The organism is Microbacterium hydrocarbonoxydans, from assembly GCF_011752045.1.
Taxonomy (GTDB): domain Bacteria; phylum Actinomycetota; class Actinomycetes; order Actinomycetales; family Microbacteriaceae; genus Microbacterium.
The window spans coordinates 158,587-179,456 of the sequence record NZ_JAAKXW010000003.1 but is presented as its reverse complement, the minus strand read 5'-3'; the positions used below and the strand labels follow the sequence as shown (position 1 = coordinate 179,456).

At 70.0% G+C, this 20,870-nt stretch carries 20 protein-coding genes; 10 read left to right on the top strand and 10 right to left on the bottom strand.

What is annotated here, in order from left to right:
* Window positions 1–10 precede the first annotated feature (10 nt).
* Complete coding sequence (locus G6G98_RS11885; protein WP_067356187.1) at window positions 11–1,051, top strand: LacI family DNA-binding transcriptional regulator; 1,041 nt, start codon at window positions 11–13, stop codon at window positions 1,049–1,051.
* 52 nt (window positions 1,052–1,103) lie between these two features.
* Here G6G98_RS11885 and G6G98_RS11880 read toward each other — a convergent pair whose 3' ends face one another.
* Window positions 1,104–2,432, bottom strand: coding sequence for a uracil-xanthine permease family protein (locus G6G98_RS11880; RefSeq protein ID WP_067356184.1), 1,329 nt, complete (start codon window positions 2,430–2,432; stop codon window positions 1,104–1,106).
* Between the two features lie 427 nt (window positions 2,433–2,859).
* Here G6G98_RS11880 and G6G98_RS11875 point away from each other — a divergent pair, with 427 nt between their 5' ends.
* Complete coding sequence (locus G6G98_RS11875) at window positions 2,860–4,404, top strand: HNH endonuclease signature motif containing protein (RefSeq protein ID WP_164234199.1); 1,545 nt, start codon at window positions 2,860–2,862, stop codon at window positions 4,402–4,404.
* 261 nt (window positions 4,405–4,665) lie between these two features.
* Here the strand turns inward: G6G98_RS11875 and G6G98_RS11870 are convergent, their stop codons facing one another.
* Both G6G98_RS11870 and G6G98_RS11865 read right to left on the bottom strand, forming a co-directional pair.
* Window positions 4,666–5,529: a phosphoribosylaminoimidazolesuccinocarboxamide synthase gene (locus G6G98_RS11870; protein WP_432207073.1), complete on the bottom strand. Its 864-nt coding sequence runs from the start codon at window positions 5,527–5,529 to the stop codon at window positions 4,666–4,668.
* A 25-nt stretch (window positions 5,530–5,554) separates the two neighbouring features.
* The gene (locus G6G98_RS11865; RefSeq protein WP_164234200.1) at window positions 5,555–6,910 is read right to left on the bottom strand and encodes a hypothetical protein; all 1,356 of its coding nucleotides are present in this window, start codon (window positions 6,908–6,910) and stop codon (window positions 5,555–5,557) included.
* A gap of 137 nt (window positions 6,911–7,047) precedes the next feature.
* Between G6G98_RS11865 and G6G98_RS11860 the strand changes: the two genes are divergently transcribed.
* From G6G98_RS11860 to G6G98_RS11850, 3 genes are all read left to right on the top strand, one after another.
* Window positions 7,048–7,596: a GNAT family N-acetyltransferase gene (locus G6G98_RS11860; protein WP_067356173.1), complete on the top strand. Its 549-nt coding sequence runs from the start codon at window positions 7,048–7,050 to the stop codon at window positions 7,594–7,596.
* Window positions 7,597–7,746: 150 nt separating this feature from the next.
* On the top strand, window positions 7,747–9,147 hold the full coding sequence (locus G6G98_RS11855) for a DHA2 family efflux MFS transporter permease subunit (protein WP_243842131.1): 1,401 nt from the start codon (window positions 7,747–7,749) through the stop codon (window positions 9,145–9,147).
* Window positions 9,148–9,384: 237 nt separating this feature from the next.
* Complete coding sequence (locus G6G98_RS11850; RefSeq protein WP_067356168.1) at window positions 9,385–9,927, top strand: GNAT family N-acetyltransferase; 543 nt, start codon at window positions 9,385–9,387, stop codon at window positions 9,925–9,927.
* Between the two features lie 9 nt (window positions 9,928–9,936).
* On the opposite strand, the gene G6G98_RS11845 is transcribed toward G6G98_RS11850, so the two are convergent.
* On the bottom strand, window positions 9,937–10,233 hold the full coding sequence (locus tag G6G98_RS11845) for a helix-turn-helix domain-containing protein (RefSeq protein WP_067356166.1): 297 nt from the start codon (window positions 10,231–10,233) through the stop codon (window positions 9,937–9,939).
* A gap of 21 nt (window positions 10,234–10,254) precedes the next feature.
* A complete protein-coding gene (locus tag G6G98_RS11840) occupies window positions 10,255–10,590 on the bottom strand; it encodes a hypothetical protein (RefSeq protein WP_067356163.1) in 336 nt (111 codons plus the stop codon).
* A gap of 195 nt (window positions 10,591–10,785) precedes the next feature.
* Here G6G98_RS11840 and G6G98_RS11835 point away from each other — a divergent pair, with 195 nt between their 5' ends.
* Window positions 10,786–12,255, top strand: coding sequence for an amino acid ABC transporter substrate-binding protein/permease (locus G6G98_RS11835; protein ID WP_084788429.1), 1,470 nt, complete (start codon window positions 10,786–10,788; stop codon window positions 12,253–12,255).
* Complete coding sequence (locus G6G98_RS11830; RefSeq protein WP_067356160.1) at window positions 12,252–12,980, top strand: amino acid ABC transporter ATP-binding protein; 729 nt, start codon at window positions 12,252–12,254, stop codon at window positions 12,978–12,980. Before G6G98_RS11835 ends, G6G98_RS11830 begins: the two co-directional genes overlap by 4 nt.
* Before the next feature lie 120 nt (window positions 12,981–13,100).
* On the opposite strand, the gene G6G98_RS11825 is transcribed toward G6G98_RS11830, so the two are convergent.
* From G6G98_RS11825 to G6G98_RS11810, 4 genes are all read right to left on the bottom strand, one after another.
* Window positions 13,101–14,399, bottom strand: coding sequence for an MFS transporter (locus G6G98_RS11825; protein ID WP_164234201.1), 1,299 nt, complete (start codon window positions 14,397–14,399; stop codon window positions 13,101–13,103).
* Window positions 14,396–14,869, bottom strand: a complete 474-nt coding sequence (locus G6G98_RS11820; RefSeq protein ID WP_164234202.1) for a winged helix-turn-helix transcriptional regulator — start codon at window positions 14,867–14,869, stop codon at window positions 14,396–14,398. Before G6G98_RS11820 ends, G6G98_RS11825 begins: the two co-directional genes overlap by 4 nt.
* A gap of 213 nt (window positions 14,870–15,082) precedes the next feature.
* Entirely contained in the window at window positions 15,083–16,360 is a 1,278-nt protein-coding gene (gene purD, locus G6G98_RS11815) for a phosphoribosylamine--glycine ligase (RefSeq protein ID WP_164234203.1), read from the bottom strand.
* A 253-nt stretch (window positions 16,361–16,613) separates the two neighbouring features.
* Window positions 16,614–17,294 carry an NUDIX hydrolase gene (locus tag G6G98_RS11810; protein ID WP_067356147.1) on the bottom strand — a complete coding sequence of 227 codons (681 nt, stop codon included), beginning with the start codon at window positions 17,292–17,294 and terminating at the stop codon, window positions 16,614–16,616.
* A gap of 60 nt (window positions 17,295–17,354) precedes the next feature.
* On the opposite strand from G6G98_RS11810, the gene G6G98_RS11805 reads away from it, so the two are divergent.
* On the top strand, window positions 17,355–17,726 hold the full coding sequence (locus G6G98_RS11805; protein ID WP_164234204.1) for a sterol carrier family protein: 372 nt from the start codon (window positions 17,355–17,357) through the stop codon (window positions 17,724–17,726).
* A 41-nt stretch (window positions 17,727–17,767) separates the two neighbouring features.
* A complete protein-coding gene (locus G6G98_RS11800; protein ID WP_164234205.1) occupies window positions 17,768–18,094 on the top strand; it encodes a potassium transporter Trk in 327 nt (108 codons plus the stop codon).
* Here the strand turns inward: G6G98_RS11800 and G6G98_RS11795 are convergent, their stop codons facing one another.
* Entirely contained in the window at window positions 18,095–18,700 is a 606-nt protein-coding gene (locus G6G98_RS11795) for a zinc-binding alcohol dehydrogenase (protein WP_067356140.1), read from the bottom strand.
* 132 nt (window positions 18,701–18,832) lie between these two features.
* Here G6G98_RS11795 and G6G98_RS11790 point away from each other — a divergent pair, with 132 nt between their 5' ends.
* Entirely contained in the window at window positions 18,833–20,812 is a 1,980-nt protein-coding gene (locus G6G98_RS11790; protein ID WP_164234206.1) for a primary-amine oxidase, read from the top strand.
* Window positions 20,813–20,870 lie beyond the last annotated feature (58 nt).

Genomic DNA, 20,870 nt, shown 5'->3' with positions numbered 1-20,870 from the left:
AGGGAGTTGGATGCCTCGCAAGAAGGTCGGCATTCGTGATGTGGCCGAACACGCCGGCGTGTCCGTCACCACGGTCTCGCATGTCCTCAACGAGACGCCTCACACCCGCACCAGCGAGGAGACGGCCACGCGCGTGCGCGCGGCGGCTGAGGAGCTGGGGTACCGGCCGAACAGGCTGGCCCGCGGACTCCGCACGCAGACCTCGGGCATGGTGGGCCTGCTCACCGAGGAGATCGCGACCACCCCATACGCAGGCCGGATCATCCTCGGCGCGCAGGAGCGCGCGAGCGACGACAACCTGACGCTCGCGATCATCAACACGCAGCTGAGTGCCCGTCCGATCGTCGACCCGGCTCAGGTGCAGGCGTTCCTGGATCGGCAGATCGACGGGATCATCTACGCCACGGTCTTCCACGACGTCGTCGTCGCGCCGCCGACGCTCCATACGCTCCCGGCAGTGCTGATCGGCGCGAAGGACCGGGACGGGGTCATCCCGTCTGTCGTCCCGGACGAGCGCGCCGGTGCGGCATCGGTGGTCCGGATGCTCGTGCAGACCGGGCACACGCGGATCGGCTTCACGGACGCGGCTGAGGACGTGCCGGCGACCCGCGGCCGCCTCATCGGGTACGGCGAGGCGATGGCGGAGGCAGGACTGCCGACCGACGGGCTGGTCGTGGCCGGCACCTCGGACGCGGCGGGCGGCTACGAGGCGACCCGGGCGCTGCTCGCCATGAAGGAGCCTCCGACGGCGGTGTTCTGCTACGACGACCGGATGGCGATGGGAGCGTACCGGGCGGTGGCCGAGCGCGGTCTGCGGATCCCCGAGGATCTGTCGATCGTGGGTTTCGACGACCAGGCGCCGATCCCGACGAGCCTGTTCCCCGCTCTCACCACCGTGGCACTCCCGCACTACGAGATGGGCGAATGGGCCGTGTCGACCCTGGTCGACCTGTTCAACGGCGACGACGCGAGCCGTCGGCGCGCCGCCGAGCCGGTGCGCCTGACCTGCCCGCTCGTGGTGCGGGACTCCGTGGCTCCTCCGCGTGCGTGACGCAGAGGTCCCGGATGCCGCGGTGGCGGCATCCGGGACCTCCTGAGTGATCTCAGGCGGGGTCGCCGCCGAGCGGGCCGACCGCCTGAAGGGGCTTCGGGTCGTCCGCTCCGCTCCTGCGCACCCGTGCGATGAGGTTGCCCAGGTGGTAGATGAGGATCGCGGCGACCGTGGCGATCACGATGCCGCCGAGCTCGAAGCCGGACGCCTCGTCCTTGATGGCGAAGCCGCCGACTGCCATGATCAGCGCGACCGCCGCCGTGTACTGGTTCACCGGGCGGGAGAAGTCGACCCGGTTGTCGACCCAGATCTTCACGCCGATGATGCCGATGAGGCCGTACAGTGCGGTGGTCACGCCGCCCAGCACCCCCGCGGGCACCGAGTTGATGATCGCGCCGAACTTCGGCGAGAGGCTGAGCAGGATCGCCGCGATGCCGGCGACCCAGTAGGCGGCGGTCGAGTACACCCGGGTCGCCGCCATGACCCCGATGTTCTCGCCATAGGTGGTGGTGCCGGAGCCTCCGAAGAAGCCGGCGAGGGTGGTCGAGACGCCGTCGGCGATGAGGGCCTTGCCGGTCTGCTCGTTGATCGTCGGGTCCTCGGTCATGGTCGCGACGCCGCGCACGTGGCCGACGTTCTCGGCGATCAGCACGAGCACGACGGGCAGGAACATCGCCAGGGCGGTGAGCGTCCCCGGTTCGGTGAAGTTCGGGAGCTGGAACGTCGGCAGGCCCACCCAGTCGGCCTTGTCGACGGATTCGAAGTTCAGCTCACCGCGGATGCCGGCGAAGATGTAGCCGGCGATCACGCCGAGGAAGATCGAGATGCGGCCGAGGAATCCGCGGAACACCACGGCGAACAGGATCGTCACTGCGAGCGTGAACGTCGCGGTGACCGGTGCCTGGGCGTAGTTGAAATGCGCGGCCCCGGCGAGGTTGAAACCGATCAGCGCGACGATCGTGCCGGCGAGGACCGGAGGCAGGAAGCGGTCGACCCACCTCACGCCGACCGTGTGCACGACCACGCCGATCAGGGCGAGCAGGATGCCGACGGACACGATGCCCGCGAGGGCTGTGCCCATATGGGTCGTCGCGGTGGCGGCGGTGACCGGAGCGATGAACGCGAACGAGGAGCCGAGGTAGCTGGGCAGCTTGTTCTTCGTGATGAGCAGGAACAGGATCGTGCCCACGCCGCTGAACAGCAGCGTGGTCGGCACCGGGAAGCCGGTGAGGATCGGCACCAGGAAGGTGGCGCCGAACATCGCGACGACGTGCTGCAGGCCGATCGCGATGGTGGCGGGCCAGGAGAGTCGTTCTTCGGGGCGGACGACGGCGCCGGGTTCGACGGTCCGTCCGTCTCCGTGCAGGTTCCACAGCGGCATGCGGGCTCCTCAGGGTCGGGGGATGACTCCCGCCACACTACCGATTCCTGAGTGTTCCCTGGATGGACGGGGGCTTTGGGCCCTCCTCTCGATCGTCGGGCGAGGGTTCCGAACCGGTCGTCGAGTGGGCGGAGGGGCGCAGTCCCGTGGTCGTTGAGCGAGCGAGTCGAAACGCCTGTGTCCTGCCCCCGGTCGTTGAGCGAGCGGAGCGAGTCGAAACGCGCCTTCCGAGGGGTTCGCCCCGCGGTCGTTGAGCGAGCGGAGCGAGTCGAAACGCCCCGTCGGAGGGGTTGGCCTCGCGGTCGTTGAGCGAGCGGAGCGAGTCGAAACGCCCTTTCCGAACACGACTTGAGATACGGTCGAAAAGTTTCTCCGATCTGGGGGAAACCAGCCTCTCAATGTCGGTGGCCCTCGGCAGAATTGAGGTATGAACAGCCCCGCAGACACCGTCGCTCAGGTCGTTTCCGGCCTGCGCGAGCTGCTGTCCGGCGACACGGTCGCGGGGCTGTCGGATGCCGACCGCGCGGCGCTTCTGGTGGGTCTCGGTGAGGTGTCGAGGTTGACCGATGCGGCGACGGTGGAGGTGGTGGCGACGGCGGATGTGGAGTTCGGTCACCGTTTCGGATGCCGCGGCATGAACGAGCTCCTCCGCCGAGCCACCCTGGTCGATGCGCCGACGGCGGGGAGGATCATCCGTGCTGCCGACGCGGTGGCTCGGGAGGTGAGTCTGGTGTCGGGGGAGCGGATGCCGGCTCGCTGGCCGGCGATGCGGGAAGCGCTCCTGGGCGGTGCCGTCGGCGTGGCCGGTCTGCTGGCGGCGGTGGGGCCGTTGGATGCGGCGCGGGATCGCATCACGCTCGAGGAGCGACTGTGGGCGGATGCCAACCTCGCTGCTTTCGCGCGCGGCGAGAACCTCCCCGACACCGGCGCGGACGCCGACGCGGGTGCAGATGCCGACGTAGCGGGGATGAGCCCGGAAGGCACCGCGGAGAGCGACGGCACCTCCCACGGTCCGCGGGCGTCGGCGGAGGACTTGAAGATGTTCGCGAGTGCTCTCGCGGTGGGGTTGGATCCGGATGGGGCGGAGCCGTCGGATTTGGAGGCGCAGTCGCGCCGCTTCTTCACGGTGGGCCGGTTGCGCAATGGGGTGCATCCGGTGCGCGGAAACCTGACCCCGGAGGTCGCTGCGGCGTGGCAGCTGATCGCTGACGCGTACAACAACCCCAAGGTCGGGGGTGCCCCTGCTCCTGGGGTGCGGTTCCAACCCGCTGATGGTGAGAACGGAGCCGACTTTGGTGACGGCAGCGATGGCGAACGCGAAGGCGATGGTGAGGGGGAGGATCGGTTCACTATCGATCCGCGGAACCTGATCGATTCCCGCACCCCCGGGCAGAAGCGCCACGACGCTCTCGCCGCCGCGCTGGGCATCGCCGCCCGCCACGAAGAGATGCCCACCCTGGGCGGTGCCGCCCCGACCCTGGTCGTGCACGTGGATGCGAAGGACCTCGCCACCGGGACGGGCTGGGCCACGATCCCCGGCGCCGAAACCCCCGTCTCACTCACCGTCGCCACGCATACCGCGTGCACGGGTGCGGTTCAGCGGGTGCTGTTCGACGAGGGCCGGATCGTCGGGATCACGACCACCGATCGGGTGTTCACGGTGCATCAGCGGCGGGCGATCATCGCCCGCGACCAGGAGTGCCTCATCCCCGGCTGTCACGTCCCCGCCGCGTGGTGTGAAATCCATCACGTGACCGAGCATGCGAAGGGTGGTCCGACGCATACCGATAACGGGGTGCCGTTGTGTTGGTGGCATCACCGGTCGCTGGATCATTCGGGGTGGGAGATCCGGATGAACGGCGGGGTCCCGCAGATCCGGGGACCGGAGTGGTGGGATCGGGAGCAGCGATGGCGCACGCCGAGTCTGTCGATCCCCGTACCGCCAGGACGACGAACACCCCTGCGAACTTGAACCTGCCCGCGTGTCGTGCGCCGGAAGGTGCGTTTCGACTCGCTCCGCTCGCTCAACGACCGGCTGTAACGACCGGGGTTCCGAGCGGAGCGATGGATGTCGTGGGGAAGCTGGCACCGGGTCTGGCGGGAGCACGCCGAAGGCGAGCGAGGGCATGTCTTCCCCACGGCATCCATCGCGCAGCGACCACACACGAAACCCGTAAGAAGCCCCAACGAGAGACCCGCGCAGTCGCGGGCCGGAGCACCGGCCCGCGGGAGCTCAGGCTCCGAGGCGCTCGATGAGTTCGCGGTACCGGGCGGTGGTGCGGTCGACCACATCGGCGGGGAGCGTCGGCGGCTCGCCTTCCCTGTCCCAGTTCGCGGCGAGCCAGTCGCGGACGATCTGCTTGTCGAAGCTCGCCATGCGCTCGCTCGGGGTGTCGCCGGTCGCCCAGGCCTCGGCGTCCCAGTAACGCGAGGAGTCGCTGGTGAGCACCTCGTCGGCAAGGCGCAGGGTGCCCTCGGCATCCGTACCGAACTCGAACTTCGTGTCCGCGAGGATGAGGCCCTTGTCCTCGGCGATCGCCGCGGCACGACGGTAGACGGTGAGGGAGACGTCACGGAGCTGGAAGGCGCGGTCGGCGCCGACGAGCTCCATGACGCGGTCGAAGGTGATGTTCTCGTCGTGCTCGCCCAGCGGCGCCTTGTACGCAGGCGTGAACAGCGGCTCGGGCAGACGGTCCCCGTTCTGCAGGCCCTCGGGCAGCGGGATGCCGCACACGGTGCCGTTCTCCTGGTACTCGACCCAGCCGGAGCCGGTGATGTAGCCGCGCACGACGCACTCGATCGACAGCATGTCCAGGGACTGCGCGAGCATCGCGCGGTCCGCGACGACCTCGGGGATCTCGCCCTCAGCCAGGTGATTGGGCACATCGGAGAGCTGCGCGAACCACCAGCGGCTGAGGCGGGTGAGCAGGGCGCCCTTGTCGGTGATGCCGGGGGACAGCACGAAGTCGAAGGCGCTCACCCGGTCCGAGGCGACGACGAGGATGCGCGTGTCCTCGGCATCCTCCGACGCGTACAGGTCGCGGACCTTGCCGGAGTAGACGTGCCGCCAGCCGGGGATGCTCAGTGCTTCGCTCACCAGTTCATTATGTCGCGGCGCCTGTTCATGATGTCGCGGCGTCGTTCCACGTGCGGACGAGGGTGTCCGCGAACCGCTGCTCGTCCTGCTCCCGGTCCCCGGTCACGGGCTCCTCGAGGGTGATCCGATCCTCCGCGCGGAAAGACTCGACGAAGCCGTCGGCGTTGAGCCACACGTCCCAGCCGCCGGCGACGAGTGCCGGCTTCATCGTCGTCGCGAACGCTGCCAGCATCTCCTCGGTCGCGCCGTCGAACCGGAGCTGGAGGGAAGGCGCGGGCCTCTCGTCGTACCTCGATGCATCGACCGATGTGAGCGAGGGGAGAACGGATGCCGCTTCGGCGATCGCGAGCGTCGCGGCGAGTTCGGCGGGCCGGTCGAACACGCGGAACGACAGTGAGGGATCGCGCACGCCGAACCCGCCGAGCGAGAGGAAGTCGGGGGACTTCTCGATCGCGGCGAGGACGGTGGAGGCGTCGTCGATCGAGTCGACGACGATGTTCACGAAGTCGCCCGAGGCGCTGATCTCCGACACCTCCTTCACTTCGCGCAGTGCTGCGGCGACGGCATCTGCGGCGGCGCTCGCATCGGGAGCGAGCGTCGTCCTGCCGCCCTGGATCTCGATCTCGAGTTCCTCGGGGACGGGCATCGTGGTGACCAGCGCCTCGAGCTGAGGGACGTCCTCCTCGCTCGCCGCACGAAGCTCCAGTTCCTCGGGGGTGACTGTCGCCGACGTGAGTGGGAAACGTGCGAGAACGGCATCGAAGATGCGCAGCGGCACCTGGATCGCTGTCTCCTCACCGTCCCGCGATTCGTCGTCGATCGTGAACTCGCCGCTGACAGCGCCCGCGTTCGTGTCGTAGCCGTCGACGTCCATCTGGTCGACGGCGGCCCTGGCCAGGGCGTATGCCTCCGACAGGGTTTCCGGGGCATCGACCTCGACCAGGACGACGGGATCCTCGTACGCGACGGCCACCCGTACCGATTCGGCGTGCGGATGCTCCGCGAGCTCCCGCGCGATGTCCAGGCGCAGTGCGCGCTCAGCATCGTCGATGGTCATGCCGACGGTGAGGGCATCCGCGACGAGCGTGACGGACCAGCCGATGCCGTCTCTCGCCGACATGTGGCCGGCGAGATCCTCGGCGATCGCGTCGATCCGGTCCGCGGAAAGCCCGGGTTCCGCGGTCACAGTGGCCTCGACGCTGCCGACGAAGGGCAGGTCGTTGGATCCGCTCGCCTCGACGGACGCGACGCCATCGGCTTCCGAGAACTGCGCCTCGATGTCGTCCGCCGCCGCGCTGCCGGCGTTCACGGGGCCGCATCCGGTGAGGGCCATCACGCCGACGCCGCAGGTCAGTATGGCTGCGGCAACTGTGCGGCGCACGCGGCGTCCGCTCCTCATCCTCGTCACGACGACTCCCCCGGGTCCGTGCCTCCGACCCTACCGGGGGCCGCCCGCCCCACCAGGCCGCCCCGGCCCGCGAGAGCCGCGGTGTCCGCGGCGCCGCATAGCCTGGTGGCATGACGGCGGACACCTTCACCGATCGGCTGCGACTGTCCCGGCCGGTGCCGGCCGACCTCGACGAGGTGTTCGCGATCCAGAACGATCCGCGGGTCTGGACGCACTTCCCGAGCCTGCGGCACATCGACACGACGCCGACCCTGCAGATGATGGGGCGCTGGGAGCGCAGCTGGAACGCAGCGGGCCTCGGATCATGGGTCGCCCGCCTCCGCGGCACCGGCGAGATGATCGGCAACGGCGGCTGCACCCTGCTGGGCGGCGAGGTGTGGAACATCGGCTACCGGATCGCCGCCGACCACCACGGGAAGGGCTACGCGACCGAGCTCGCGGAGGCCGCCGTGGCGCGGGCACGGGCGATCGCACCGGAGCGCCCGCTGATCGCCTTCCTCGTCGAGCACAACCGCGCCTCCGCTCACGTCGCCGAGAAGCTGGGACTCGAGCTCGTCCATCGGGCTCCCGACGCAGGCAACCCCGACCCCGACGTGATGCGCCTCGTCTACGCCGACCGCCCCCTCACCGCGGCTCAGCTCGCGGCGGCGCTGGCCTGACGGCATCCGTCCCGCGCCCTGACGGCATCCGGCGTCGGACCCGAGGTGTAGCGTGGCGCCGTGACCTCCCCCGTCAGCAGCGACACCGGCTCCTTCCTGCGCCCGACGAGTCCGTGGCCCGCCCTCTGGGCTCTCGTCATCGGGTTCTTCATGATCCTGGTGGACACGACGATCGTCTCCGTGGCGAACCCTGCGATCAAGACGGCCCTCGACCCCGAGACGAACAACCTCGACAACGTCGTGTGGGTCACCAGCGCCTACCTTCTCGCCTACGCGGTGCCGCTGCTCATCACCGGACGCCTCGGCGACCGGTTCGGCCCGAAGAACATCTATCTGATCGGCCTCGCGATCTTCACGCTCGCCTCGCTGTGGTGCGGCCTGTCGACGACCCTCGAAGGTCTCATCGTCGCCCGTGCGGTGCAGGGACTCGGCGCCGCCTGCATGACCCCGCAGACCATGGCCGTGATCACCCGCACGTTCCCGCCCGAGCGCCGAGGTGCCGCCATGGGCCTCTGGGGCGGCACCTCGGGCGTCGCGATGCTCGTCGGCCCTCTGGCCGGCGGCTTCCTCGTCGACGGCGCCGGCTGGGAGTGGATCTTCTTCATCAACGTGCCGATCGGCGTCGTCGGGTTCGTCCTCGCCTGGATGCTGGTGCCGAAGCTGGAGACCCACCCGCACCGCTTCGACATCCCCGGCGTCTTCCTCAGCGCCATCGCGCTGTTCCTCATCGTCTTCGGCCTGCAGGAGGGGGAGACCTACGACTGGGGCGTCATCTGGGGCCCGATCTCGGTGTGGAGTCTCATCGTCACCGGCGCCGTCGTGCTCGCTCTGTTCCTCTGGTACCAGGCGCGCACGAAGAACGAGCCGCTGGTGCCGATGGAGCTGTTCCGCGACCGCAACTTCTCCTGGTCGAACGTCGCGATCGCGACCGTGGGCTTCACCGTGACGGCGCAGTCGCTGCCGCTGATGTTCTTCCTGCAGACCGCTCGAGGCCTCAGCCCGACCGAGTCGGCCCTGCTGCTCATCCCGATGGCCGTCGCCGCCGGCGTGCTCTCGCCGATCGCCGGCAAGGTCCTCGACCGGGCCGACCCGCGAGTGCTGCTCGTGCCCGGTCTGATCCTCGTCGCGACCTCGCTGTTCCTCTTCGCCATGATGATGAACACCGGCACCGACACGATGTGGATGCTCATCCCCTCGGCGATCCTCGGGGTCGGCAATGCCGGAATGTGGGGTCCGCTCGCCACCACGGCCACCCGCAACCTGCCGCCGCGGCAGGCGGGTGCGGGTGCGGGCATCTACAACACCACCCGCACGATCGGCTCTGTGCTCGGTTCGGCCGCCATCGCCGCGTTCATGCAGAACCGCATCGAGGCCCACCTTCCGGCGGCTGCCGACCCGGCCGGGAGCTTCGGTGAGGGCAGGCTCCCGGATGCCGTCGCCGGCCCGTTCTCCGATGCGATGGCGCAGACCATGCTGCTGCCGGCCGGCTTCATCCTGCTCGGCGTGGTCGCCGTGCTGTTCCTCCGCCGCCCGGCATCCGCCGCCCGCTGACGCGGGCGCCTCGCGGGGCGCCAGCCTCGGAGCCACCTGCCTCGGAGCCGCGAGCCTCGTCGCCGGTCCGGTGCGCGGTCAGAAGTGGGCTCCCGCCACCGCGCGAGGTCGAAGGCGCATCGCGCCGGCGCTGCGCGGATGCTCTCCTGACCACGCACGCGAGAACGCATGCACGCATCAGGCCGCGGGTGCAGACCGCGTTTTGCGCGCCGGGCGACGGTGTGGTGTGCTCAGGTGATGACGATCGCCCTCATCCGCCCGACGACCGACCTCTTCGACAGCTGGGCGGAGGCCGTCGCCGAGTTCGGCGGGGTGCACATCGACGGGTCCGGGATGCAGGCGCCGGTGACCCCTGATCGGTCCACGCTCGACGCCCTCATCGAGAAGGCGGAGCTGCTTGCGGACACCTCGGCCGCCCTGCCGGAGGGCTCCGTGCACAACGACCTCTACTGGATCGTCGACGACGGGGAGCTCCTCGGCTTCCTCTCGTTCCGTCACGAGCTGAACGAGTGGCTCCGCGAGGCCGGCGGGCACATCGGCTACGCGGTGCGTCCGTCGCGCCGCCGTCAGGGCCATGCCTCGGCGGCGCTCCGGCTCGCCCTCGCGCGCGCCCGCGAGATCGGCCTCGACCGGGTGCTGGTCACCTGCGACGACGAGAACGTCGCCTCGGCCAGGACGATCGAGGGCGCCGGAGGCGTGCTGCAGGACGTCAGCGATCAGAGCGAGCGCGGCCACGCGATGCTGCGCCGCTACTGGATCGAGACCCCCGCGGCGGCCTGACGGCGCCGCTCAGCCGGCCCGACGTTCGCCGCGTCCGGATGCCGGCGCGGCGCAATCCGCGTGGATCCTGTCCGCCGCGAGGAACAGCTTCGTCTTGGTGGCGAGCTCCTGCGCGGTGGTTCCGAGCGCCTCGGCGAGCCGCTGGGTGTCCTCGAGGGTGAACATCTCCTCGCGGCGCAGGCGCGCGAGCAGATACTCGTCGGTCATGCCCGCGCGGCTCAGGACTTCGCTCCGCGACAGCCCCGCACGGACGCGGAACGCCTCGAGGGCGCGCACATGTATGTAGGTGCCGGCCTGCGCGTGCATGGGCTGTCCGTCTCCTCCGTGTCAGGCCGGGAGCGGCGTGGTCGCGGTGTCGACCGGCACCAGCGTGGGCAGTGGCACCCGCGCCGCGAGGGCACGACGGATGCCGAAGGCGGCCGCGGCGAGCGGCGCGGGGGCGAGAGCGACGATGAGGGGTGCCCAGTCGCCCGCGTACCCCGCAGCGGCGCTGAGGATCGCTCCGCAGACCCACACGGCGGAGGCCACGCCGCCGAACTCCGCGCCTCGCATCGCGAATGCGACAGCGGCGAGGAGCGCGCCGGCGACGGCGATGACCGCTCCGGTCACTCCGAACGGGACGAGGATGCCGGCGATGTGGTGCTGGATCGCCAGTGTGGACATGTGTGCGCTCCTGGATGATGTGCGAGGGGATCGGGGCGTGAACGCCTCCGTGGGGGAGACGCGGACGAGGGGCGTTCATTACGCGAAACCGCAGGTATACCGGGATGCGCGGAACCGGGGCGATCTGCGCGGACCGTTAGGGTGGAGGGTCGACACGACCATCCGGTCCCCCATCCGATCCGAGGAGCATCCGTCGTGATCCGAAATCCCTTCCCTGCGATCGTGCGCATGCGCCGGCTCGGCCGCGCTGCCGGCGCCGCGGCGCTCGCCGCCTTCGTCGCCGCCGGTGCGCTGCTCGGCGGAGCATCCGTCGCGTCCGCCGAGGGCGAGACCTACATCATCGGCACGGACACCACGTTCGCGCCCTTCGAGTTCACGAACTCCGACGGCGAGCTCGTCGGCATCGACATGGACCTGCTTCGCGCGATCGCGGAGGACCAGGGCTTCGAGGTCGAGATCCGCCAGCTCGGCTTCGACGCCGCGGTCCAGGCGCTGCAGGCCAACCAGGTCGACGCGGTCATGGCAGGCATGTCGATCACCGAGGAGCGCCAGAAGACCTTCGACTTCAGCGACCCGTACTTCACCAGCGGCATCCAGCTCGGCGTCCTCGACTCGAGCGACATCCAGTCCCTGGACGACCTCGACGGCGAGACCGTCGCGGTCAAGACCGGCACGCAGGGGCAGACCTTCGCCGAGGAGAACCAGGACGAGTACGGCTTCGTCGTGACGCCGTACCAGGACACCACCGACATGGTGGATGCCGTCAAGGCCGGTCAGGCCGTCGGCTACTTCGAGGACTTCCCGGTGCTCGCCTACGGCATCCAGCAGGGCTCCGGCTTCCGTCTCGTCGGGGAGCCCGAGCTCGGCGGCGAGTACGGCTTCGCGGTGAACAAGGGCCAGAACCCCGAGCTCATCGAGATGTTCAACGAGGGCCTGGCGAACCTCAAGGCCTCCGGCGAGTACGACGAGATCGTCGACAGCTACCTGAGCGGCGAGGCATCCGCCCAGCCGACCGACATCTTCTCGGTGGCGGTGAAGTACTGGCCGGCGCTCATGAACGGCCTCTGGCTGACGATCCTCGCGACCATCGTCGCCCTCGTCGCGGCATTCGTGCTCGGCATCGTGTTCGGGTTCGGCCGGATCTCCGGCTTCTTCCTGTTCCGCTGGCTCGCGACCGCGTACGTGTTCGTCTTCCGCGGCACCCCGATCCTCGTGCAGGCGTTCTTCGTCTTCTTCGCGATCCCGCAGCTGTTCCCCGGGCTGACGTTCAACCCGTTCGTCGCTGGCGCGATCACCCTCTCGCTGAACACGGGCGCCTACATGACCGAGATCATCCGCGGCGGCATCCAGGCCGTCGACCCCGGTCAGAACGAGGCGTCCCGATCGCTGGGCCTCGGCCACTGGAAGACCATGCAGAAGGTCGTCCTTCCGCAGGCGTTCCGCATCATGATCCCGTCGTTCGTGAACCAGGGCATCATCACCCTGAAGGACACCTCGCTGATCAGCGTCATCGGCCTCGCCGAGCTGACCTTCCAGTCGCGCCAGATCATCGCCTCGACGTACCTGTCGGCGCAGGTGCTGACGATCGTCGCCATCATCTACTTCGTCGTGATCACGCTGCTGACGCTGCTCGCGAACCGCCTGGAGAGGAAGTTCAACGCATGAGCAAGATCGCCGTGCAGAACCTGCACAAGTCGTTCGGGCACAACGAGGTCCTCAAGGGCATCGACCTCACCGTGGAGGACGGCGAGGTCGTCGCCGTGATCGGCCCGTCGGGATCCGGCAAGTCCACGCTCCTGCGCTGCCTCAACAAGCTCGAGGAGCCCACGTCGGGCCACGTCGTCATCGACGGCGTCGACCTCACCGACAAGAGCGTCAAACTCGACGAGGTGCGCCAGCGCATCGGCATGGTGTTCCAGCACTTCAACCTGTTCCCGCACATGACCGTGCTGGAGAACATCACCCTCGCACCGATCGAGCTCGGCCGCATGTCGAAGGCAGAGGCTCGCGAGCGGGCGCTGTCGCTGCTCGACCGGGTCGGGCTGAAGGAGAAGGCCGGTGCGAAGCCGGCATCCCTCTCCGGCGGGCAGAAGCAGCGCGTCGCGATCGCGCGCGCCCTGGCGATGGACCCCGAGATCATGCTCTTCGATGAGGCGACCAGCGCCCTCGACCCGGAGATGGTGGGCGAGGTGCTGCAGGTGATCCGCGATCTCGCCGATGGCGGCATGACCATGGTGCTGGTGACCCACGAGATGGGCTTCGCCCGCGAGGTCTCCGACCGCACGGTCTTCATGGACGGCGGCGTGGTCGTCGAGGCCGCTCCGCCCGCCGACCTGTTCGGCGCCCCGAAGAACGAGCGCCTGAAGGACTTCCTCTCGAAGGTGCTCTGACGCCGCGGCATCCGCTCTTCCCGTCGACTTCCCGTGTACTCGCCGAGTGCACGGGAAGTTCGCGTCGAGAGGACGTGCGCTCGGCGACTTCGGGTGCAGTCGGCGCCCCGGCGCGGCTGGTCAGGGCGCCGCGACGGTCGCCGGATGCCGGTGGATGCTCGCGCTGACCACCGCGGCCACCGCGCAGAGTCCGGCTGCGGCGAACCAGGCGATCGTGTACTGGCCCGTGTGGTCGCGGACCAGTCCGGCGAGCACCGAGGCGATGCCGGCGCCGACCTGATGCGCCGCGAACACCCAGCCGAACACGAGCGGTCCGCGCGTGCCGAACACCTCCCGGCACAGGGCGATGGTCGGCGGTACGGTCGCCACCCAGTCGAGCCCGTAGATCACGATGAACACGACGATGCTCGGCCGGACCTCGGCCGACAGCAGAGTCGGCAGGAACAGCAGGCTCACGCCGCGCAGCGCATAATATGCCGCGAGCAGAATGCGCGGGTTCACCCGGTCGGTCAGCCAGCCGGAGAGCACGGTCCCGGCGATGTCGAACACGCCGACGACGGCCAGGAGCCCCGCGGCCGTCGTGGTCGGCATTCCGTGGTCGTGGGCGCTGGGGATGAAGTGCGTGCCGATGAGACCGTTGGTCGTCGCGCCGCAGATCGCGAAGCCGATCGCCAGCGCCCAGAACGTCCTCGTACGGGCGGCATCGCGCAGGGTGGTGAGGGCGAGGACCGCCGCTCCCCAGGCGTTGCCGCGCGCCGGAGGAGCGGATGCCGTCACCGGCGGCTCCTCCCCGAAGCGCCCGACGCCGAGGTCGCTCGGGCGGTTGCGCAGGAAGATCCAGACCAGCGGGACCACCGCGAGCGCGCCGCCGGCGATGATGAGAGACGCCGTCCGCCAGCCGAGGTCGTCGGCGGCTGCGGCGATGATCGGCAGGAAGATGAGCTGCCCGGTGGCGCTGCCCGCCGTGAGCACCCCGGAGACCAGCCCGCGTCGCGTCGCGAACCACGTGTCGGTGATGGTCGCGGCGAACACCAGCGCCATCGAACCGGTGCCGAGTCCGATGAGAACGCCCCAGGTGAGGATGAGCTGCGCCGGCGAGGCGACGAGCACGCTCAGCGCGGCACCGGCTCCGATCACGAGGAGCGCGGTGACGGTGACCGCGCGGATGCCGAAGCGCTGCATGAGCGCCGCCGCGAACGGGGCGGTGAGCCCGAACAGCAGCAGGTTCACGGTGACCGCGAGCGAGAGCTCGGCGGTGGTCCAGCCGAACTCCTCCTGCAGGGGCACCATGAGGACGCCCGGGGCCGCGCGGAACCCGGCGGCGCCGATGAGCGCGATCAGCGCGATGAGGGCGACGATCCACGCAGGATGGAGGCGACGGCGGATGCCGGTGGGCTCCTCGACCGATTCGGCGGTCACGACGTGCGTCCCGTGGTGAGAGCGAACGGCTCGCCGCCCATGCTCCGCCGCGCCCAGCGGGTGCTGCCGGCATCCAGCGGCTTCGCGCAGTGCGCGCACCAGTCGACGGATGCCGCGACCTCGCCGCAACGACCGCAGGTGACGGTCAGCCCCCACGGGCCGTCGGGATCGGTGACCCGGGAGAACCGCGCGTAGGCGTGCAGGATCGGCAGCGTCTCGCGGCCGGCATCCGTCAACCGGTATCCCGACCTCGCCGTTCCCTCTCGGTCGACGAGTCCCGCGTCTGTCATCGCCGCCAGACGTCGTGACAGCACCGAGTCGGCGGCGCCGGTCGCCGCGCGCAGGTCGTCGAAACGGGTGCGGCCGGAGAACATCTCCCGCAGGATCAGGAGCACCCAGGGGTCGGCGAGCACGTCGGCGGAGCGGGCGATGGGACAACTCGCGGACGACCAGTCGGAGCGGAGCGGCATCCGTTAACTTTCTTGAAGAAAGCTTGCGGTGTCAAGGGGGTGTGTGGAAAGTCGGAGATCCTTCGCGGCGCGCCGCGGGAGCCCAGGGGAGAACGGCGTGTCGCGCGTCGAGTCCGACTTCTCGAACGGCGGATGCCGGGCAAGGCAAGGCCGGACGGCGGATGCCGGACGCGAGACCGGATGCCGTCAGCGCGCCGAGTCCGCCGGCCGCGCCTACTCCGCGACGCGGGCGGCGATGTCGGTGCGGTAGTGCGAGCCGTCCAGGCGGATGCGGCCGATGGCCTCGTAGGCGCGCTCGCGGGCGGTGCGGAAGTCGGATGCCACGGCCACGACGTTCAGCACGCGTCCGCCGGTGGCGATGAGGGATCCCTCAGGGGCGTCCGGCGATGCGGTGGCGGCGTGCACGAGGCGGACGCCCTCGACGGCTGCGGCCTCCTCGAGCCCCTCGATCGGGCGGCCGGTCTGCGGAGCATCCGGGTAGCCCTCGCTCGCGAGGACGACGGTGATCGCGACGTCGTCGCTGAAGACGGGGGCCGGCTGCTCCTCGAGGGTGCCGGACGCCGCGGCGAACAGCAGCTGCGAGAGCGGCGTGACCAGGCGGGGGAGGACGATCTGCGTCTCCGGGTCGCCGAAGCGCGCGTTGAACTCGATCACGCGCACGCCGGCGGGCGTGAGGATGAGGCCCGCGTAGAGGAGGCCGATGAACGGCGTGCCCTCGGAGTCCAGCTGGCGGATGACGGGCAGGGCGATGTCGCGGGTGACCTCGTCGACGAACTCCTGCTCGCTGCCGAACTGCTCCGCGAGCCACGGCAGCGGCGAGTACGCGCCCATGCCGCCGGTGTTCGGGCCCTCGTCGCCGTTCAGTGCGCGCTTGAAGTCCTGCGCCGGGCTCAGTGCGCGCACGGTGTCGCCGTCGCTGAGGAAGAAGAGGGAGACCTCGGGACCGGAGAGGAACTCCTCCACGAGCACCGGGCCCGAGGGCAGGTAGTGCTCGGCGTGCGCGAGCGCCTCGGCGCGGTCGGACGTGACGATGACGCCCTTGCCTGCCGCGAGGCCGTCGGCCTTGACCACGTGCGGGGCGTCGAGCTCGTCGAAAGCGGCCTCGACCTCCGCGAGGGTCGCCGCGCGCTTCGCGCGGCCGGTCGGCACGCCGGCGGCATCCATGACCCGCTTCGCGAAGGACTTCGACCCTTCGAGCTGCGCGGCCGCCTTGCCGGGGCCGAACACGGGGACGCCGTGCTTGCGGAGCACGTCGGCGACGCCCGCGACGAGCGGCGCCTCCGGGCCGACGACGACGAGGTCGATCGCGTGCTCGTTGGCGAACGCGGTCACCGCTGCGCCGTCGAGCGGGTCGACGTGCACGGGGGTCGCGTCCTGCGCGATCCCGGCGTTGCCGGGGGCGACGAAGATCTCGTGCTCCGTCTGCTCCGCTCGCAGAGCGAGGATGATCGCGTGCTCACGGGCACCGGAACCGAGGACGAGGATCTTCACCCGTCCAGACTACCGAGCCTTGTGCGCCCCGTTTCCGTTCATAACTCCTCAAGAACGGCGGGGAGAGGCCCGATCCGGGGCGACCGGGAGGCGTTCTCGCCGATTTCTGCGGAGTTGTGCGCGGGCCGCCCTGCCAGAACTCCGCAGGAACGGCCGGAAACGGGCGGAATCCGCGCCGTTCGCGCTGCCGACGGCCCCGATCTCCGGAGTTGTGGAGGTCGCGCCCGCATCAACCGGCCGCGACGACCGCGGTTCAGACCTCGATGGGCCGCTCGACCGACGCGTCCCACGGCTGCGCCCAGCCGGTCGTCTCGAACAGCGCGTCGAGGATCATGGCGGTGAAGCCCCAGACGATGGTGCCGTCGACGTCGAACGCCGGGCCTTTCCAGGTACGCCCCATCCGGGTGATGGTCGAGGTGAAGCGGATGCTCGGATCGAGCAGCTGCGCCACCGGTACCCGGAACACCTCGACGGTCTCGGCGTGGTCCACCGCGGCGACGGGCGAGGGGCTGCGCCACCAGGCGAGCACCGGGGTGACGAGGTGGTTGCTGGGGACGATCGGCAGCTCCGACAAGGTGGCGAGCACCTCGACGCCGGACGGATCGAGCCCGGTCTCCTCCTGGGCCTCGCGGAGCGCCGTGGCGACGGCATCCGCGTCCTGCTCCTCGCGCCGGCCGCCCGGGAACGACACCTGCCCCGGATGAGACGACAGCGTGGCCGCCCGGCGCTGGAGCAGCACGTCCAGGTCGGCGGCGACCGTGGTCTCGTCGGCACGGGCGGGCACGTCGTCGAGACGGCCGAACAGCACGAGCACCGACGCCGGATGCGCCGTGTCGGTCACCGGGAGGAACCGCGTGACCCACTCGGCGCTCTTCGGCGCGGCGGCGAGCAGCTCGGCGCGGGCGCCGCGCAGGGTCTGGGTCTCCGGGGTCATCGTCTCGAGCCTACGCCCGGTACGGCCCGCTGGCGACGGGCACGCGCCTACCCTGGAACCATGCCTCCGAGGAAGATCGACATCGCCGACGGGCGCGCCGCCCTCGACGCGGTGCGCGCCGCAGAGGCCGCAGGCGAGAAGCCCGCGCGGCCCGTGCTCGCCACCGCCGTGCGGTACCTGCTGCAGCTGCTGGACGAGAAGGCGCCCGGCAACAGCGTCGAGGTCCGGGTGCCGCCGTTCGGCGCGGTGCAGGTGATCCAGGGCCCGCGGCACACGCGCGGCACCCCGCCGAACGTCGTGGAGATGGATGCCGCCACGTGGCTGGCCGTCGCCACCGGCACGGAGAGCTGGGCGGATGCTGCGGCATCCGGTCGCGTGCACGCCTCCGGGACTCGCGCCGATCTCGCCGACGTCCTGCCGCTGCGCCCCTAGGTTCGGATCCCGTCCACAGCGGGGAGTGGGACAATGGAGGCATGGCTCCCACCGATTCCCACCAGACGGTCGAGGCGACCGTTCGCCACGTGCCGCGCTACGGCGTGCTCATGGGGATCGGTGTCGTGCTCGGCATCATCGCGGCCGGCATCCTGACCATGACCGGCAGCTTCGAGAAGTCCGAGGTGCTGAACGTCGTCTACCCGGCCGGCCAGGTGTTCGGCTTCCTGCTGCTGTGGACGGTGCCCGCCGGGCTGGCGCTCGGCGGCGTCGTCGGCCTCATCCTCGAGCGCATCGCGCGCCGCCACGATCGCGTCGTGCGCGTCGACCGCGAGACCGTCATCGGCGACGACAGCACGGGCGACTGATCACGCCAGCTCGGCGATGATCGGCCGCACGGCCGCGTCGAAGGCGACCACGTCGCGCCGCAGTCCGTCGGTGACGGCGACCGTGAGCGCGCCGATCCACCAGATGCCGCGCTGCGAGAACGGCAGCACCTGGACGTTCAGCTCGAAGGAGTGCGCGCGGCGCCCGATCTCGCGCTCGAACTCGGCGATCGCGCTGGCGTAGGCGCGATAGGCGTCGCCGCCGGTGTGGCTCTTCATGGAGGAGACGTAGCGGTCGTGCGCGGTGCGCGCGTAGCGCAGCGCGGTTGCCGCATGCGGCACGATCGCGGTCGCGAGCTCCTCCGCGCCGGAGGCGGGCAGGGCGACCAGGGTGTCGAAGCCGTCGACGAGCTCGAGGGGCACTCCCGACGGATGCGCGCGCGGCTCCACCGTCATGTCCCAGTAGTCGCGCCACTGTTCCTCGAGCGCGGGCGACGCCTCGACGGCATCCGGGGCCCGCACGGGCAGATCCCGCAGGCTCGGCAGGTCCTCGGGGGCGCGGATGCCGAGCGACTGGCGGAGGGCGAGGGCCACGAGCACAGGTACGCTCGCGTCCTCTCGGATCAGCCACTGCGGCTTGTCGGACATGGCCCCATCCTATGAAGGGCTCCCGCCGGAAACCGATCGGCTTCGGGTTTCCAGTTCACGGGTGCAAGGTTCTCTGACAGAGTGTAGGCACACGGCGAGACGAGGAGGTCCGCCGATGCTGAAGGAGATGCAATGACGGCTCACCCTCTCGACTCGCTCACCGGCGAGGAGTTCTCGCGCACCGCCGAGATCCTCACACGCGAGCACGGCATCGACGCCGGCTGGCGCTATGCGTCGATCGTGCTGCAGGAGCCCCCGAAGACCGAGGTCAAGGCGTGGCAGGAGGGCGATCCGATCGTGCGCCGGTCGTTCTCCGTGCTGTGGAAGAAGGCGACCAACGAGGTGCATGAGGCCGTCGTGGACCTCACGAACGACGCCGTCGTCTCGTTCACGCACGTGCCCGGGGTCACCCCCAACTTCACCCTCGACGAGTACCACGACTGCGATCTCGCGATGAAGGCGAACGAGCAGGTGCGCGCGGCGCTCGCCGCGCGCGGCGTCGACCCGGAGTCGGTGCTGTTCGACGTCTGGACCTACGGCGGCGCCGTGATCCCGGAGAAGTGGCGGGACCGCCGGCTCGGCTGGGTGGACCTGTGGATGCGCGCCGTGCCGGGAGGCAACCCCTACGCGCACCCGGTCAGCGGGCTGAAGATCATCGTGGACATGAACACCCTCGAGGTGCTCGAGATCGAGGATCACCACGACTACGGCTTCCCCGAGGTGGGCGGCGAGTACGTGCCGGAGGTGTCCGGCATCCCCGAGAGCACGGCGATCAAGCCGCTCGAGATCGTGCAGCCGGAGGGCGTCTCGTTCACGGTCGACGGCACGGTGATCACCTGGGACCGCTGGCAGTTCCGACTCGGCTTCAACTGGCGCGAGGGGCCGGTCATCTACCAGGTGTCGTTCGACGATGACGGCGAACAGCGCGACATCGCCTACCGGATGTCGTTCGCCGAGATGATCGTGCCGTACCGCGACTCCAGCTTCGACCACTACCGCCGCACGGCCTTCGACATCGGCGAGTGGGGTCTCGGATACATGTGCACCTCGCTCGAGCTCGGCTGCGACTGCCTCGGCGAGATCACCTACCTCGACGCGGTGCTTCCCGACACGGCGGGCCAGCCGTGGACGATCAAGAACGCGATCTGCCTGCACGAGGAGGACAACGCGGTCCTGTGGAAGCACGTCGACCCGGATGTCGGTGCCGAGGTGCGCCGGCAGCGCCGGTTCGTGGTGTCGGTGCACGCCACCGTCGCGAACTACGAGTACCTCATCTACTGGCGCTTCTACCAGGACGGCAACATCGAGTGCGAGGTGCGGGCCACGGGCATCATGGTCACCACGCCGATGGAGAACGAGGGCGACTCGAGCCGCACCGGCACCACGGTCGACCGGCGCACCTACGCCCCGTTCCACCAGCACTTCCTCATCGCACGGCTCGACCTCGACGTCGACGGCGACGAGAACACCGTCGTCGAGTCGGACTCGATGCCGGCGCCGATCAGCGAGACGAACCCGCTGGGCCTCGATCTCGTGACGCAGGCGACGGTGATCGAGAGCGAGTCGCAGGCCGGCCGGACGTTCAGCTGGGAGCGCCAGCGCGGCTGGAAGGTGCAGAACCCGAACCGGCTCAACGCGTTCGGGTCGCCGGTGGCGTACAAGCTCGTGCCCTCGGCATCCTTCCCGGCGATGTTCGACGAGTCCTCGCCGATCCTCAAGCGCAACCCCGTGATCGGCAAGACGGTGTGGGTCACCCGGCACCACGACGGCGAGCTCTATCCCGCCGGCGACTACCCGACCCAGTCGCGGGACGACAGCCACAACGGCATGAGCTCGTGGATCGCCGACGACGAGAGCCTCGTGAACGAGGACGTGGTGCTCTGGTACAACTTCGGCATCCACCACATCACCCGCGTGGAGGACTGGCCGATCATGCCCGCCGACACCATCTCGTTCTGGCTGAAGCCGTTCGGCTTCTTCGACCGCAACCCGTCGATCGACGCGGCGCGGATGCCGTCGGCGCACTGCGCGCCGCCGAAGGGCGGTCACGGGCACGGTCACGAGGGACACGCGGGCCACGGTCACGAGGGGCACGAGCATCACCACCACTGAGCCCGATCCGCCGCCCGCCCCTCCGGGGAAACCCCACCCTTGCGGGCGGTAGGATCGA